General features: G+C 59.7%; 14 protein-coding genes. 5 read left to right on the top strand and 9 right to left on the bottom strand.

All coding sequences use genetic code 11. The annotated features are described in order from the left end of the window. Positions 1 to 102 precede the first annotated feature (102 nt). The 3 genes from rho to HX793_RS04075 form a co-directional block, all read right to left on the bottom strand. Positions 103 to 1,362, bottom strand: a complete 1,260-nt coding sequence (rho, locus tag HX793_RS04085) for a transcription termination factor Rho (RefSeq protein WP_016973082.1) — start codon at positions 1,360 to 1,362, stop codon at positions 103 to 105. A 235-nt stretch (positions 1,363 to 1,597) separates the two neighbouring features. Beyond that, positions 1,598 to 1,927 carry a thioredoxin TrxA gene (trxA, locus tag HX793_RS04080; RefSeq protein ID WP_015886460.1) on the bottom strand — a complete coding sequence of 110 codons (330 nt, stop codon included), beginning with the start codon at positions 1,925 to 1,927 and terminating at the stop codon, positions 1,598 to 1,600. Between the two features lie 121 nt (positions 1,928 to 2,048). Then, the gene (locus tag HX793_RS04075) at positions 2,049 to 2,744 is read right to left on the bottom strand and encodes a FadR/GntR family transcriptional regulator (RefSeq protein ID WP_016978955.1); all 696 of its coding nucleotides are present in this window, start codon (positions 2,742 to 2,744) and stop codon (positions 2,049 to 2,051) included. A gap of 255 nt (positions 2,745 to 2,999) precedes the next feature. Here HX793_RS04075 and HX793_RS04070 point away from each other — a divergent pair, with 255 nt between their 5' ends. Genes HX793_RS04070 through HX793_RS04055 form a run of 4 tightly spaced genes read left to right on the top strand, consistent with a single transcriptional unit; the run spans position 3,000 to position 5,842 of the window. Next, a complete protein-coding gene (locus tag HX793_RS04070) occupies positions 3,000 to 3,785 on the top strand; it encodes a transporter substrate-binding domain-containing protein (protein ID WP_095013955.1) in 786 nt (261 codons plus the stop codon). 17 nt (positions 3,786 to 3,802) lie between these two features. Continuing rightward, the gene (locus HX793_RS04065) at positions 3,803 to 4,471 is read left to right on the top strand and encodes an amino acid ABC transporter permease (RefSeq protein ID WP_028618408.1); all 669 of its coding nucleotides are present in this window, start codon (positions 3,803 to 3,805) and stop codon (positions 4,469 to 4,471) included. After that, entirely contained in the window at positions 4,468 to 5,118 is a 651-nt protein-coding gene (locus HX793_RS04060) for an amino acid ABC transporter permease (RefSeq protein ID WP_016978951.1), read from the top strand. The genes HX793_RS04065 and HX793_RS04060 overlap by 4 nt, the downstream gene beginning before the upstream one ends. Continuing rightward, a complete protein-coding gene (locus HX793_RS04055) occupies positions 5,105 to 5,842 on the top strand; it encodes an amino acid ABC transporter ATP-binding protein (protein ID WP_177097176.1) in 738 nt (245 codons plus the stop codon). The genes HX793_RS04060 and HX793_RS04055 overlap by 14 nt, the downstream gene beginning before the upstream one ends. Here HX793_RS04055 and HX793_RS04050 read toward each other — a convergent pair. The 4 genes from HX793_RS04050 to HX793_RS04035 form a co-directional block, all read right to left on the bottom strand. Further along, positions 5,823 to 6,353: a DUF1120 domain-containing protein gene (locus HX793_RS04050; protein ID WP_177097179.1), complete on the bottom strand. Its 531-nt coding sequence runs from the start codon at positions 6,351 to 6,353 to the stop codon at positions 5,823 to 5,825. The two genes, HX793_RS04055 and HX793_RS04050, sit on opposite strands and share 20 nt — an antisense overlap. Then, positions 6,343 to 8,859 (bottom strand): fimbria/pilus outer membrane usher protein, encoded by a 2,517-nt coding sequence (locus HX793_RS04045; protein WP_256354611.1) that lies wholly within the window; start codon positions 8,857 to 8,859, stop codon positions 6,343 to 6,345. The genes HX793_RS04050 and HX793_RS04045 overlap by 11 nt, the downstream gene beginning before the upstream one ends. A 7-nt stretch (positions 8,860 to 8,866) precedes the next feature. Then, entirely contained in the window at positions 8,867 to 9,559 is a 693-nt protein-coding gene (locus tag HX793_RS04040) for a fimbria/pilus chaperone family protein (protein ID WP_177097181.1), read from the bottom strand. Between the two features lie 140 nt (positions 9,560 to 9,699). Next, a complete protein-coding gene (locus HX793_RS04035; RefSeq protein WP_177097183.1) occupies positions 9,700 to 10,350 on the bottom strand; it encodes a DUF1120 domain-containing protein in 651 nt (216 codons plus the stop codon). 444 nt (positions 10,351 to 10,794) lie between these two features. Here HX793_RS04035 and ppx point away from each other — a divergent pair, with 444 nt between their 5' ends. Further along, positions 10,795 to 12,297, top strand: a complete 1,503-nt coding sequence (gene ppx, locus HX793_RS04030; RefSeq protein ID WP_033897523.1) for an exopolyphosphatase — start codon at positions 10,795 to 10,797, stop codon at positions 12,295 to 12,297. A 194-nt stretch (positions 12,298 to 12,491) separates the two neighbouring features. On the opposite strand, the gene ppk1 is transcribed toward ppx, so the two are convergent. Continuing rightward, positions 12,492 to 14,714 carry a polyphosphate kinase 1 gene (gene ppk1, locus HX793_RS04025; RefSeq protein ID WP_016975844.1) on the bottom strand — a complete coding sequence of 741 codons (2,223 nt, stop codon included), beginning with the start codon at positions 14,712 to 14,714 and terminating at the stop codon, positions 12,492 to 12,494. An 18-nt stretch (positions 14,715 to 14,732) separates the two neighbouring features. Further along, a complete protein-coding gene (hemB, locus tag HX793_RS04020) occupies positions 14,733 to 15,746 on the bottom strand; it encodes a porphobilinogen synthase (protein ID WP_177052624.1) in 1,014 nt (337 codons plus the stop codon). Positions 15,747 to 15,880 lie beyond the last annotated feature (134 nt).

Genomic DNA, 15,880 nt, shown 5'->3' with positions numbered 1-15,880 from the left:
GCAGCTTATCGCGGTGCATTTGGGTGCCAACGGCGCTTAAAAAGCAGGCGAAAAAAAATGGCGCCCCTGAGGGCGCCATTCTTTCGGACCTGAAACGTCGTATTACTTACGCTTCATCGACAGGAAGAACTCGTCGTTGGTCTTGGTGGTTTTCAGCTTGTCGACCAGGAACTCGATGGCTGCAACTTCATCCATCGGGTGCAGCAGCTTGCGCAGGATCCACATACGCTGCAGTTCGTCATCGGCGGTCAGCAACTCTTCGCGGCGGGTGCCGGAACGGTTGATGTTGATCGCCGGGAACACGCGTTTTTCTGCGATACGACGGTCCAGGGGCAGTTCCATGTTGCCGGTACCCTTGAACTCTTCGTAGATCACTTCGTCCATCTTCGAACCGGTTTCAACCAGTGCGGTGGCGATAATGGTCAGCGAGCCGCCTTCTTCAATGTTCCGCGCGGCGCCGAAGAAACGCTTCGGTTTCTCCAGGGCGTGGGCATCGACACCACCGGTCAATACCTTGCCAGAGCTTGGGATCACGGTGTTGTAGGCACGGGCCAGACGGGTGATGGAGTCGAGCAGGATCACCACGTCCTTCTTGTGCTCGACCAGGCGCTTGGCCTTCTCGATCACCATTTCGGCAACCTGCACGTGGCGGGTTGGCGGCTCATCGAACGTGGAGGCAACCACTTCGCCGCGCACGGTGCGCTGCATTTCGGTCACTTCTTCCGGACGCTCATCGATCAACAGCACGATCAGGTGAACTTCAGGATTGTTACGCGCGATGTTCGCTGCAATGTTCTGCAGCATGATGGTCTTACCGGCTTTCGGCGGTGCGACGATCAGGCCACGCTGGCCCTTGCCGATCGGGGCGCACAGGTCGATCACACGACCGGTCAGGTCTTCGGTGGAACCGTTACCGGCTTCCATCTTCATGCGCACGGTCGGGAACAGCGGCGTCAGGTTCTCGAAGAGAATCTTGTTTTTCGCGTTCTCGGGACGATCGAAGTTGATCGTGTCGACCTTGAGCAGGGCGAAATAACGCTCACCTTCCTTCGGAGGGCGGATCTTGCCAACGATGGTGTCACCGGTGCGCAAGTTGAAGCGACGGATCTGGCTCGGCGAGACATAGATATCGTCGGGGCCGGCAAGATAGGAGGCGTCAGCAGAGCGGAGGAAGCCGAAGCCGTCCTGGAGAATCTCCAGCACGCCATCACCGGAGATTTCCTCGCCGCTTTTCGCGTGCTTTTTCAGCAGGGAGAAAATCACGTCCTGCTTGCGCGAACGGGCCATATTTTCTATGCCCATTTCTTCGGCCAGCTGGAGCAGGTCGGTAATCGGCTTTTGCTTGAGTTCAGTCAGATTCATATAGGAATGACGTAATCATTTATGGAGGGGGGAAATTAAGCTTTTGGCTTAATGAGGCCGCGCCGCGGAGAAGGCGACAGGATCGCGTACTAATCGAAAAGGAGTGCGTCGGCGACGGCATGCAGGGGGCAGTGGAGAAACCAGTGCGGGGCCGAATGTACCACCTGAGTTTCGGAGCGTCTAGCCCTGTTTCACGAAAAAGCCCCGCTAATTTGCGGGGCTTTTTTGACGACGCTTAGATGTTCGCGTCGAGGAAAGCTTGCAGCTGAGACTTCGACAGCGCGCCTACTTTGGTCGCTTCGACGTTGCCGTTCTTGAACAGCATCAGGGTCGGGATACCACGCACGCCGTGCTTGGCCGGGGTTTCCTGGTTGTCGTCGATGTTCAGCTTGGCAATGGTCAGCTTGCCTTCGTAGGTGGTCGCAATGTCGTCCAGGACTGGAGCGATCATTTTGCAAGGGCCGCACCATTCAGCCCAGTAGTCAACCAGCACCGGGCCAGCAGCCTTGAGTACTTCGGCCTCAAAGGTCGCGTCGGTGACGTGCTTGATAAGATCGTTGCTCATGGATGTCTCCGGATTGTAAGCAAAAAAAACGTGGCCCATCATAGCCGCCCTTCCCGCGTTCAGGAAGCCGCCTCTGATTGACTCTTGCTATGGTGGTGCATGAGTTTGGGTATAGCCCAACTCACGGCGTGACGGGAGTCACGAAGGCAATGCCCGTACGCAGCGCCGCATTGCGCACGTGTTCCTGCATGGTTTTCTGCGCCGCCGCACTGGCGCGCCGGGCCAGGGCGCGCAGGATCCGGCGGTGCTCCTGCCAGGTTTCCATGGCCCGCTCCGGCCGGATGAACGGTAGCTTCTGGCTCTCCAGAAACACCTCGGCGCTGGCACTCAGAATGCTCACCATCGCCTGATTACCGCTGGCTAGCAGGATGCGCTGGTGGAATTCGAAGTCCAGCCGCGCGGCCGCCTCGAAGTCGCCGGCCTTGAGTACCTTGCGCATGGCCTCGACGTTGTCTTCCAGGCTGTCCAACTCATCAAGGGTCAGCGTCACCGCCGCCAGCCCCGCCGCGAACCCTTCCAGCGCATAGCGCAACTGGAAGATATCCAGCGGCGTGGCCTGGGCCGCAAAGGGCCAGGCAAACCCCGGTGATTCCTCGGCGGCCTGCACGAACACGCCCTTCCCTGGCTGCACACTGACCACACCCAATGCGCTCAGGGACGACAACGCTTCGCGCAACGACGCCCGGCTGACCCCCAACTGCACCGCCAGATCCCGTTGCGACGGCAAGGCATCGCCCGGCCCGAAGCCTTGCTCCTTGATCAGTTTGCGGATGGCCTGCAGGGCCGCTTCCGGTACGGCTTGGGCGATGGAATTCATAGAAAACTCAAGGTTCCAGACAACTGAGCGGCTAGTTGTAAAGCTATTCGCGGCCGACGGCAAGCCACGCCCCAAAGGGGCTCGCGAGGTTTTATCGCCGCTCGAAAAGGGTGCGAAAACCGCTGCAACTGTTCAGACCAGTAAGACCACCCCGACTCAACAAATCCATGGCTTGCAGGGACTATTCAGGGTGATGGCATGGGCTGTGCACTGAGCAAATCCAGAAAATTCCTTCGCCCTTCTCGGAGAGTTGCCATGACCAAGCGCTACAGCGCCCTGCTTACTGCCCTGTTTGCCAGCCTGATGCTGAGCCAGGCACCCGCCCAGGCCAACGGTCTGGACGACATCGTCGCCCGTGGCACCCTCAAGGTCGCCGTACCCCAGGACTTCCCGCCGTTCGGCTCGGTCGGTCCCGACATGAAACCCCGCGGCCTGGACATCGACACCGCCAAGCTGCTGGCCGACCAGCTCAAGGTCAAATTGGAACTCACCCCAGTCAACAGCACCAACCGCATTCCCTTCCTCACCACCGGCAAGGTCGACCTGGTGATCTCCAGCCTGGGCAAGAACGCCGAGCGGGAAAAGGTCATCGACTTCTCCAAGGCCTATGCACCGTTCTACCTGGCTGTGTTCGGCCCGCCTGAAGCGGCCATCAGCAGCACCGACGACCTCAAGGGCAAGACCATCAGCGTGACCCGTGGCGCCATTGAAGACATCGAGCTGACCGCCGTCGCGCCCAAGGAAGCCACGATCAAGCGTTTCGAAGACAACAACTCGACCATCGCCGCCTACTTGGCTGGCCAGGTCGACCTGATCGCCAGCGGCAACGTGGTGATGGTGGCGATCAGCGAACGCAACCCGAAACGCGTGCCCGCGCTGAAAGTGAAGCTCAAGGATTCGCCGGTGTACGTGGGCGTGAACAAGAACGAGCCGGCACTGCTGGAGAAGGTCAACCAGATCCTGGTCGCGGCCAAGGCCGATGGCAGCCTGGAAAAGAACGCACTGCAATGGCTTAAAGAGCCATTGCCCGCCGATCTCTGAAACGACGGAGCTGACTCATGGCGTATCAATTTGACTTCGTGCCGGTGCTTGCCAATACCGACCTGCTGTTGCGCGGCGCGCTGTTCACCCTGGAACTGACCGCCATCGGCGCCATCCTCGGCGTGGCCCTGGGCACCGTTGGCGCCGTGGTGCGGGCGTGGAAGATCCAGCCGTTTGCGTGGATCTTCGGTGTGTATGTCGAGTTGATCCGCAACACGCCGTTCCTGGTGCAACTGTTCTTCATCTTCTTCGGCCTGCCGTCCCTGGGGCTGAAGATCACCGAGTGGCAAGCTGCCGTGCTGGCGATGGTAATCAACCTGGGCGCCTACTCCACGGAAATCATCCGCGCCGGCATTCAAGCCATCCCGCGCGGGCAGCTCGAAGCCGCCGCCGCGCTGGCGATGACACGCTTCGAAGCCTTCCGCCATGTGGTGCTGCTGCCGGCGCTGGGCAAGGTGTGGCCGGCCCTGAGCAGCCAGATCATTATCGTGATGCTCGGTTCGGCGGTGTGTTCGCAGATCGCCACGGAAGAGCTGAGTTTTGCCGCCAACTTTATCCAGTCGCGCAATTTCCGTGCATTCGAAACCTATGCCCTGACCACCCTGGTGTACCTGTGCATGGCGCTGATGATTCGCCAGTTGCTCAACTGGATCGGCCGCCGCTTCGTGATGAGGAACAGCCGATGAGTGATTTTTCGTTCTGGGACATCGTGCGCAACCTGGCGACGGGCCTGCAGTGGACCTTACTGCTGTCATTGGTGGCGTTTGTCGGTGGCGGCGTGATTGGCTTGCTGGTGATGACCTTGCGCATCAGCCGCAAAGCCTTTCCACGCAACCTTGCGCGCACCTATATCGAACTGTTCCAGGGTACGCCGCTGTTGATGCAGCTGTTCCTGGTGTTTTTCGGCATCGCCCTGCTCGGCGTGGATATCTCGCCCTGGCTGGCGGCGGCAATTGCCCTGACGTTGTTCACCAGCGCCTACCTCGCCGAAATCTGGCGCGGCTGCGTCGACTCAATTGCCCACGGGCAATGGGAAGCTTCGGCCAGCCTTGCACTTAACCCGCTTGAGCAACTGCGCTACGTAATCCTGCCCCAAGCGCTGCGGATCGCCGTCGCGCCCACCGTGGGGTTTTCGGTGCAGGTGGTCAAAGGCACCGCCGTGACCTCGATCATCGGCTTCACCGAACTGACCAAGACCGGCGGCATGCTCGCCAACGCGACCTTTGAGCCCTTCATGGTCTACGGCCTGGTGGCCCTTGGTTACTTTTTGCTCTGCTACCCCTTGTCCCTCAGTGCGCGCTACCTGGAAAGGAGACTGCATGCCTCTGCTTAGAATTTCCGCCCTGCATAAGTATTACGGCGATCACCATGTACTCAAAGGCATCGACCTGAGCGTTGAAGAAGGCCAGGTGGTGGCGATCATCGGCCGCAGCGGTTCGGGCAAATCCACTTTGCTGCGTACCCTCAACGGCCTGGAGTCGATCAACGACGGCGTGATTGAAGTCGATGGCGAATACCTCGACGCCGCCCGCGCCGACCTGCGCAGCCTGCGGCAGAAAGTCGGCATGGTGTTCCAGCAGTTCAACCTGTTCCCACACCTGACCGTCGGCGAAAACGTCATGCTCGCGCCGCAAGTGGTGCAGAAAGTGCCGAAGGCCAAGGCGGCTCAATTGGCCAAGCAAATGCTGGAGCGCGTCGGGCTGGGCGAAAAGTTCGACGCCTTCCCCGATCGCCTGTCTGGCGGCCAGCAACAACGCGTGGCGATTGCGCGCGCCCTGGCCATGTCACCCAAAGTGCTGCTGTGCGACGAAATCACCTCGGCCCTCGACCCGGAACTGGTCAACGAAGTGCTCAGCGTGGTGCGCCAACTGGCCAAGGACGGCATGACCCTAATCATGGTGACCCACGAAATGCGCTTCGCCCGTGAAGTCGGCGACAAGCTGGTGTTCATGCATCAGGGCAAGGTGCATGAGGTGGGCGACCCCAAAGTGTTGTTCGCCAGCCCGCAAACCGCCGAGCTGGCCAATTTCATTGGTTCTACGGAACAGCCGGGCTGACCAGTTCGAATTGGCCGTGGCCTTCCAGCAGCGTCTCACGAGACACCGCGAGGGCATTGGCCGGCAGTTGAACCGCGACCTCCACTTGGGCTGTCAGCCGACGGCCCGTCACCGGTGTACCGCCTACGCTTGCAGATAACATACGCCCCGGTAGCAACCGTCCGCTGGGGGTGTCATCGGACTGCCACGATACCGGCCTGCCGTCGACCTGAGCCTGCCTCAGGTTCAAGGTAAAACGTCCCTGTCGACCAAACTGGAAGCCCTGGGCATCGGCGGCTGCGCCGTTGAAACGCAGCGACATCACCGAAGGGTCCGTGCAAAGCACGCTCAAGTGCAGCGTGCGCGGTGTGTCCAGCGTCATTAGCGCCCTGCCGGAGGGAGCTTGCGCTGGGCGAATCACACCATAGTCGACACGGGGCTCACTCAGGGTCATCCGGCAGTTTTCAGCCTGCGCCTGGGTCGCCACAAAAGCCATCCACAACAGCCACAGGTGCCTGCGCTTAGAGAACATGGCAGACCACCGGTGCGGTTTCATAGAGTTTGTCATCGTCAGGCTCTTGCTCCGGGTTGACTTGCAGCAGGCAGGATTGCGAATCCGGCAGTGAAACCTTCAAGGTTTGCGGACCATCGATATTGCTGAGGAAAATCATGCCGTCACCCACCACACTGGTCATAAAGGTGTTGTCCTGGCCGAACACTGCGGCGCCTTGAGGCAGTGGCCGGCCCTCTTCGTCCTGGGCTTCAAGCAACAGACGACGGACTTTCACCACATCAAAGTTGAGAATATTGACTGAACCCCGACCGGCAGCGAGCACCTTGGTGCCGTTTTTCAAGTCAACGCGCTTGGGCAGCGACTGGGTCTGCACCTGCAGATGGTTGTTGCTGTAGGCCTGCAGCCCGGGGATCACCGCCTGGCCGCTGAAATCGGTCCATACCGGTCCTTGGGGCGTCGAAACCTTGGCCGTCCCGATATCGCCCACCGAAACAATGCCAAAGGTGTCCTGCACCGCATACGGTGAGAAGGTCACGCCGCGCTCATGGGCCACGATGCCGCCTTGCAGTTGGCCGGAATAGTGGGTGTTCGACGGATCGCGGTCGATGCCCAAGCTCACGCGGGTATACAGCGGCAAGACGTCCACACGACCGCGCACACTTTGCTCACGCTCTTTCATGTCCCGATCAACACCGACCTCGTAGTTCACATAGTCGTTGACCCGCTCGCTGAGGGCGGTGCCGGCATCCAGCCGGTCACCTCGACGACTGACATAAGAACTCACACGCCGATCAGCACCCAGGGGCACCGTGACCTGCAGCCTGACCGACGTGCCTTCGTCCTGCCGCTCGTCGCGACGGCCGCCCCGAACCGGGTCCAGGCGCCGAGGCTCGGTCGCACCTACCTGGGCGTCGGCGATCAGTGCGACACCCACGCCGTTGAACGTGTTGTTCCACGCGGCAAAGAGGTGATCGTTGGATTGCCCGTCAAATTGCGAGTTGCGGGTAAAACCAAAGGAGAAACCACCCAGGGACGGGTCAGCCCAGTTCAAACCTGCCGTGTACTGGCGCTTGAAACGCGCATCAAGGTTATACCCTCGCGACGCCTGACCAGCGTCCAGTACCTCCCGGTAGCCGCGACTCTGGGCCGAGGCGCTCAGGTTGACATCAAGATTGGCGAATAACGGAGTCACCAAAGACAGCGTGCTACGCGCGCCGCCCACTTCATCTTGAGCATCACGGGACAGGTTATGACGCACGCCCACGGTCATCTGATGGAAAAACACACTGCTCAGCGATCCGCCGGCCGACTGATACTCATCGGTACTCAGCAGACCGAAACCCAGCGACGAGCGCTGGCCCAGCCCCCAGGTGCCGCTGCCCATGGCGACCACGGGCGATTCCTGGTTGTCGATGGCTGTTTCACGCACCTTACCGAGGGAAAAGTAGTACCCCGGCTCCACCGGAGCCCCACCCCGAAAGGAGGCAGCGGGCACCACGAAACTGCGCCTTGCCCCACGCACGTCAATCACGCTCACGTCGAGGTCGCTGGTGCTGTTCAGCAACGGTAATCCCGTCAGCCTGAAAGGACCTTCCGGCACCAGGGTGGAGTGGATCAATGCGCCCGACTGACGAACCTCGACCCGCGACTGGCTTTGAGCCAGCCCTTCAACCACGACATTGCTGTCGCCCGCACCGCTGCGCTGCTGCCCGTCCGGGGAGAACTGCAAGCCTGTCAGTTGTACACCGCCAAAAATCGGGTTGTTGCTGGAAATCTGCCCCACCTGGAAGGTCGACTGCAACGCCGCGATATCACGCTGGGCATAGGCGTTCACCTGTTCGGTGCGCGTCTTGCCATTGTCGGAAACATAAAACTGACGGCTGCGTACAATCCAATTACCCAGATTGAATCCCGCCTCGGTATAGGCCGATACGAAGCGACTTGACCCACTGCGCGAGTGGGTATCGAACCCCAATACGTCATAGTTGAAGATGGCGGCCGCGCCACCCTCGGAAAAATCCCCACTCTCCCACTCCGGCGCACGCAGGGACTGGGTCGGCACCACCAGGGTGACCTCGTCGCTGCTGGGGCGAAGCCGTACCATCGTCGCCGGGTATTCCCCAACAAAATCATGGCAGGCCTGATCAGGGGTGATGCCCTCGCGCAAAAGCCTGGACGGGGTAACCAGACCGGCTTTTGCCAGCAACGCTGGGGTAAAACATAACTGGCCCTGGTAGTCGAAACGGGCGTCAACCAACCCCAGCGGCGTGCCATTGACTCGCAGCCCGACCACATGGACACCTTCACGAAAGCGCGCTGCGCTGCGAAAGTATTCAGACACCTGCGGATCAATCCCAAGGGAGGTCAACGCGGCCACGTCAAAACCCTGCCCCAGTCCAACCGCTGCGCTAGTGCCTGGCAGACTCCATAGCGTCGCGAGCCCCAGCAGAATTCTGGAACGAAGCTGGGAAACATTGCTCGGCACGCTATTGGCAGAGCGACGGGTATGCCTGGTGTTTTTCATAGGCCCGTCAATCCGCATCTGCTGTGACGGGCGCGCGGTAACTGTCCACCGTAAACCCGTAGACCGTGGCCGGATGAATCTCCACGGCCATCACTCCCGCTACCGAACCGGCCGACGCGAGCGTCAGCACTTCGCCCGGCAGGATGTAGGTGCGCGGCAACGTTGCCACGCCTGCTTGTGGGTGCAGCTGTACTTCCATCCCCATGCGCACGACGTAAGCGCTGTTGTTGTGGACCTTCAACTGATTCCCTTCACGCCTCCATGCCAGCAACTGCCAGGGCGCGTCATGCTTGGGCAAGCCTTTGGGGTGCAGGATCAATGGCAGGCTCTGGCGCAGGGTGATACCAATGGTCGCACCGCCGGGCACACGTGCTTCGGGGATACCCTCAAAGGAAACGCGTTTCAGGCGCTGGGTCTTGAGCGGTTTTTTCGTAGTACTGATGAAACGAACCAATTGAGTGTCGCCCGCTTCAACCCGCGTAATCGGGGGCGTCACGATCAATAAGAGCTCCAAGTCTTCGGGTATGTTGTGTATGACCGAATGAAGTAACGCAGGGCCAGGGTCCGTATTTTTAACATTAAGTGTCGCCTCACCCTCTTCCTCATTCAGAATGACTACGGTTGTTTCCGGCTGCATTCCGTCCGCTACTGCCATACCACACAAAAAAAGGCACAAGCTTGTATAGCGCAACAACGACATTACGATTATTGATAGAGCATTCACCGATTTTCCCCACAGACATAACGTCGAACACCAACAAACGCATACGTTAAAACAGCCGGCACTTAGCAAAGACAGGTCAATATCTTTACGTTCATGCCGGCTATTAAAAGACGTGCTTAGATGTAATCCACCGACAGACTGGTGCGACCATCCAGCGTTACATCACGGGTCAGGTCCAAATCGTTCGTGCGGTTGATAACGGCTTTCACTTCAAGCGTGCCTGTAAGCGTGGTGACGAATGCAGGTACCGCAGTGGCACCGCTGCGCCATGAATACTGGGCTGGCGATTGCGCAACTTTACCGTCACTGATCTGCCAGGACGCTCCCCGGCTGCTTCGCATGATAGGGCTCAGAGTTCCGCTGGACGATTGCAGGTTTTTGAGAGTAACGGAGTACCCACCGGTACGCTTGCCATTCACGGCACCCAGGCCATAGTTCTGCGCCTCGGTGAACCCGGCACCCAGGATGCCTGCCACTTTGGAGGAAGATTGTCGGTCAGTCAGCTCAACTCGAAACTGCGCTGGCGTTTGGCCGCAACTGATGTTCAAGCTCACAGGTTTCGGGTCAAGAGGAGTGAACTGCGTCGCGGACAATCTTGAGACGGGAATTGTCTGGTAATCGACAATGCCACCACCGGCGAGGCTAAGGTTGCAAGCCGCCGGTTTGATTGTCCCTCGTACAATCAGTTCAGCAACATTCGTTGCGTGAGCACCGATACTTGCGACCAAGCAAAGAGCACCCACTGTCACACCCAACATTTTTTTCATATTCAACCTGTCATCTGTAATGAGTAGGTGCATCTACGACGGCCGAAAAATCCGACCATAAATAAATAACACCACGGCGTAATTGCCGGATGACAGTCTGTGGCTTTGGCACCTGATTAATGAATCAGAGAACACACTAATAACTGTACGAGACGTAAAAATAAAAAGTGAGCCAAACCTAAATAGCACGTAGGTTAAAACTTCAACCCACTAAGACAATAGCCTCCGCCTTGCAGGAAAAGCCATAAATTCCACAACTACCGCAAATAGTTAATAACTCCTACACAGATAAAACTCCATTCTCTTTGAACTTAGAAAGCCACCCTACACCCCCCTCAAGAATCCCTCACAGACGCCCGCAGGAAAATTACCGAAGCCGTACGCGTTGGCACCAAAGGTCGATCGTGGCACGATGGCTGGGTTATCGACCGAGACCCCCAAACCATGCCGCAATCCCAAGCCAAGAATCTGTCCCTGATCGCCGCCATCGACCTGGGCTCCAACAGCTTTCACATGGTCGTGGCCAAGGCCCAGAACGGTGAAATCCGTATCCTTGAGCGGCTCGGCGAGAAAGTACAACTGGCTGCCGGCATCGACGACGAGCGCCAGCTCAATGAAGAGTCCATGCAGCGTGGGCTCGATTGCCTGAAGCGATTTGCCCAGTTGATCAACGGCATGCCTCTGGGCGCCGTGCGGATCGTCGGCACCAACGCATTGCGCGAAGCCCGCAACCGTGGCGAATTCATCCGCCGCGCCGAGGAAATCCTTGGACATCCGGTCGAAGTCATCTCCGGCCGAGAAGAGGCTCGCCTGATCTACCTGGGCGTGTCCCACACCCTGGCCGACACCCCCGGCAAACGCCTGGTCGCCGACATCGGCGGCGGCAGTACCGAATTCATCATTGGGCAAAGATTCGAGCCCTTGTTGCGCGAAAGCCTGCAGATGGGTTGCGTCAGCTACACCCAACGTTACTTCAAGGACGGCAAGATCACCCCGGCGCGCTACGCCCAGGCCTACACGGCGGCGCGGCTGGAGATCATGAGCATCGAACACGCCCTGCACCGCCTGACCTGGGATGAAGCCATCGGCTCGTCTGGCACCATCCGCGCCATCGGCCTGGCCCTGAAAGCCGGCGGCCATGGCACCGGCGAAGTCAACGCCGAAGGCCTGGCATGGCTCAAGCGCAAGCTGTTCAAGCTGGGGGACGCCGAAAAAATCGACTTCGACGGCATCAAGCCCGATCGCCGCACCATCTTCCCGGCCGGCCTGGCGATTCTGGAAGCGATCTTCGACGCCCTCGAACTGCAACGCATGGACCACTGTGACGGTGCCCTGCGCGAAGGCGTGCTTTATGACCTGCTGGGTCGCCACCATCACGAAGACGTGCGTGAGCGCACGCTCACTTCGTTGATGGAGCGTTATCACGTCGACCTGGAACAAGCCGCCCGCGTCGAGCGCAAAGCCCTGCACGCCTTCGACCAGGTGGCTGAGGACTGGGACCTGGAAGACGGCGTCTGGCGCGAGCTACTGGGCTGGGCCGCCAAGGTGCATGAAGTGGGCCTGGACATCGCCCACTACCATTACCACAAGCACGGCGCCTACCTGATCGAGCACTCGGACCTGGCCGGCTTCTCCCGCGAAGACCAGCAAATGCTCGCCCTGCTGGTACGCGGCCATCGCCGCAACATCCCCAAGGACAAGTTCGCTGAATTCGGTGACGAAGGCATCAAGCTGATCCGCCTGTGCGTGCTGCTGCGCTTTGCGATCCTGTTCCACCACATTCGCGGCACCCAGGAAATGCCCCAGGTGACCCTGCGCGCCAATGGCGACAGCCTGGATGTGGTATTCCCGAAGGGCTGGCTGGATGAAAACCAGTTGACCCAGGCGGACTTTGCCCAGGAAGCCGAGTGGTTGACGCGGGTGGGGTTCAGCCTGAACCTGCGCTGATCGCGCAGGCGACCGGAGCGGCTGGTTGTGCTTGCTGTGGCGAGCGGGCTTGCCCCGCGTTGGGCTGCGAAGCAGCCCCAATAAAAACGCCGCATTCTGTCTGGCAGAATGCGGCGTCTGGTTTTAGGGCTGCTTCGCAGCCCAACGCGGGGCAAGCCCGCTCGCCACACAAGCCTGCTCATACAAACCGCTACTCAATTCACCGTCAGAATCGGGCTACCCAACTTCTCCAACAACGTCGCCTGCGCGCTGCGCGGGTTCTGGTTGCCGGTCGGCGTGTTGCGCACGTAGCGGCCGTCTGACTGCAGGCTCCAGCTGTGGGTGTTGTCGGTGAGGTAGCTTTCCAGCTCCTTCTTGACTCGCATGATCAGCTTCTTGCCTTCCACCGGGAAGCACGTCTCGACACGCTTATCGAGGTTGCGCTCCATCCAGTCGGCACTGGAGAGGAACATCTGCTCTTCGCCGCCATTGAGGAAGTAGAAGACCCGCGTGTGCTCCAGGAAGCGGCCGATGATCGAACGCACATGGATATTGTGCGATACCCCGACAATGCCCGGACGCAGGCAGCACATGCCGCGCACCACCAGATCGATGCGCACGCCGGACTGGCTGGCCTTGTACAACGCACGAATGATCTTCGGATCGGTCAGCGAGTTGAACTTGGCAATGATGTGTGCCGGCTTGCCGTCGAGGGCGAACTGGGTTTCGCGGGCAATCATGTCGAGCATGCCCTTCTTGAGCGTGAACGGCGCGTGCAGCAGCTTCTTCATGCGCAGGGTCTTGCCCATGCCGATCAGCTGGCTGAACAGCTTGCCGACGTCTTCGCACAGGGCGTCGTCGGAAGTCAGCAGGCTGTAGTCGGTGTAGAGCTTGGCGTTGCCGGCGTGGTAGTTACCGGTGCCCAAGTGCGCGTAACGCACGATTTCACCGGCTTCGCGGCGCAGGATCAGCATCATCTTGGCGTGGGTCTTGAAGCCGACCACACCGTAGATCACCACTGCACCGGCCGCTTGCAGACGACTGGCCAGTTGCAGGTTGGACTCTTCGTCAAACCGCGCACGCAGCTCGATCACCGCCGTGACTTCCTTGCCGTTACGCGCCGCGTCGACCAAGGCATCGACAATTTCCGAGTTGGCGCCGGAACGGTACAGGGTCTGGCGAACAGCCAATACATGCGGGTCTTTTGCCGCCTGGCGCAGCAGGTCGACCACCGGGGTAAAGGACTCGAAGGGGTGCAGCAGCAGGATGTCCTGCTTGCTCACTACGCTGAAAATGTTCTCGCTGTTTTGCAGCAGTTTCGGGATCTGCGGCGTGAACGGCGTGTATTGCAGCTCCGGATGACTGTCCAGGCCGGTGATGCTGAACAGCCGCGTCAGGTTGACTGGGCCGTTGACCTGGTACAGCTCGGACTCGGCCAGGTTGAACTGCTTGAGCAGGTAGTCCGACAGGTGCTTAGGGCAGGTGTCGGCGACTTCCAGGCGCACCGCATCGCCGTAGCGTCGCGAGAACAGCTCGCCGCGCAGGGCACGGGCCAAGTCTTCGACGTCTTCGGAGTCCAGCGCCAGGTCGGCGTTTCGGGTCAGGCGGAACTGATAGCAGCCTTTTACCTTCATGCCCTGGAACAGGTCATCGGCGTGCGCATGGATCATCGACGACAGGAATACATAGTTATCGCCAGGGCCCCCTACCTCTTCCGGTACCTTGATGATCCGTGGCAACAGACGCGGCGCCGGGATGATCGCCAGGCCGGAATCGCGACCGAAGGCGTCGATACCTTCAAGCTCGACGATGAAGTTGAGGCTCTTGTTCACCAGCAACGGGAACGGGTGCGTCGGGTCGAGGCCGATCGGGGTGATGATCGGCGAGATCTCGTCACGGAAGTAACGACGCACCCAGGTCTTGATCTTGGTGGTCCAGTGACGGCGACGGATAAAGCGGACCTGGTGTTTCTCCAGTTCCGGCAACAGGATGTCGTTGAGGATCGCGTATTGGCGGTCTACATGGCCGTGCACCAGCTCGCTGATGCGCGCCAGGGCCTGGTGCGGCTGCAGGCCATCGGCGCCGGCTTGCTCACGGGCGAAGGTGATTTGTTTCTTGAGGCCGGCGACGCGGATCTCGAAGAACTCGTCCAGGTTGCTGGAGAAGATCAGCAGGAACTTCAGCCGCTCCAGCAGCGGGTAGGACTCATCCAGCGCCTGCTCCAGCACGCGGATGTTGAATTGCAGTTGTGACAGCTCGCGGTGGATGTACAGGCTGCTGTCATCCAGGTTGGTCACCGCCGCCACCGGGGCCGGCACGGGCGGCTCGGCTACCACAGCAGGCGCGGCGGGCTCATGCTCCGGCGGGGTCTCGGTGACTTGTTCAACCACCGGGTGAGCGTCTTTTACGGCAACTTCTGAGAGTCCTTCGGTATTCATTGAAAGTTCCTGTGAGGGCTATTGTTGCTCTCTAAGCAATTGGGCGGCGCGGGCGGCGAAGTAGGTCAGAATGCCATCAGCCCCGGCGCGTTTAAAGGCTGTGAGGGATTCTAGGATCACCCCTTCACTCAGCCATCCATTCTGTATTGCAGCCATGTGCATCGCGTACTCGCCGCTGACCTGGTAGACAAACGTCGGCACTTTGAATTCTTCTTTGACCCGGTAAAGGATGTCCAGGTACGGCATCCCCGGCTTGACCATTACCATGTCAGCGCCTTCGGCCAGGTCGGCCGCCACTTCGTGCAGGGCTTCGTGGCTGTTGGCCGGGTCCATCTGGTACGAAGCCTTGTTGGCCTTGCCCAGGTTAAGTGCCGAGCCCACTGCATCGCGGAACGGGCCGTAATAGGCGCTGGCGTACTTGGCCGAGTAGGCCATGATGCGCACATTGACGTGACCGGCCAGCTCCAGGGCTTCGCGAATCGCCTGGATGCGTCCGTCCATCATGTCTGACGGCGCAACCACCTGGGCGCCAGCGGCGGCGTGGGACAAGGCTTGCTTGACCAGCGCATCGACGGTGATGTCGTTCTGAACATAGCCGTCTTCGTCCAGAATGCCATCCTGGCCGTGGGTGGTAAACGGGTCCAACGCCACGTCGGTGATCACCCCAAGCTCCGGGAAACGCTCGCGCAGGGCGCGGGTGGCACGCTGGGCGATCCCGTCCGGGTTCCAGGCTTCGGCAGCATCCAGGGACTTGAGTTCAGACGGCGTGACGGGGAACAACGCCAACGCCGGAATCCCCAGTTCGACCCAACCGGCAGCTTCTTCAAGCAGCAAATCAATGGTCAAACGCTCCACACCGGGCATCGAAGCCACCGCTTCCCGACGATTTTCCCCGTCCAGCACAAACACCGGCAAGATCAGATCATTCGTCGTCAGTATGTTTTCACGTACAAGGCGGCGAGAAAAATCATCACGACGATTGCGACGCAGACGGGTGGCGGGGAACAGACGATTGGCAGGGGTAAAGCTCACGACAGACTCCTGAGCCCGGGTTCACGGGCGAGCGTTGCAGTTATAAGCGGCCATTATGACGAAGGTATGACAGTTGTGCTTAAGGATGCGCCCTGTAGTCGCATTCGTCATTTCCGTAGGAATTGTTCACTTCG

Origin of the sequence: Pseudomonas reactans (assembly GCF_013387025.1) — a bacterium.
Lineage (GTDB): Bacteria > Pseudomonadota > Gammaproteobacteria > Pseudomonadales > Pseudomonadaceae > Aquipseudomonas > Aquipseudomonas reactans.
Note: the sequence above shows the minus strand (reverse complement) of the source record. Positions and strands in the feature narration are given on the sequence as shown.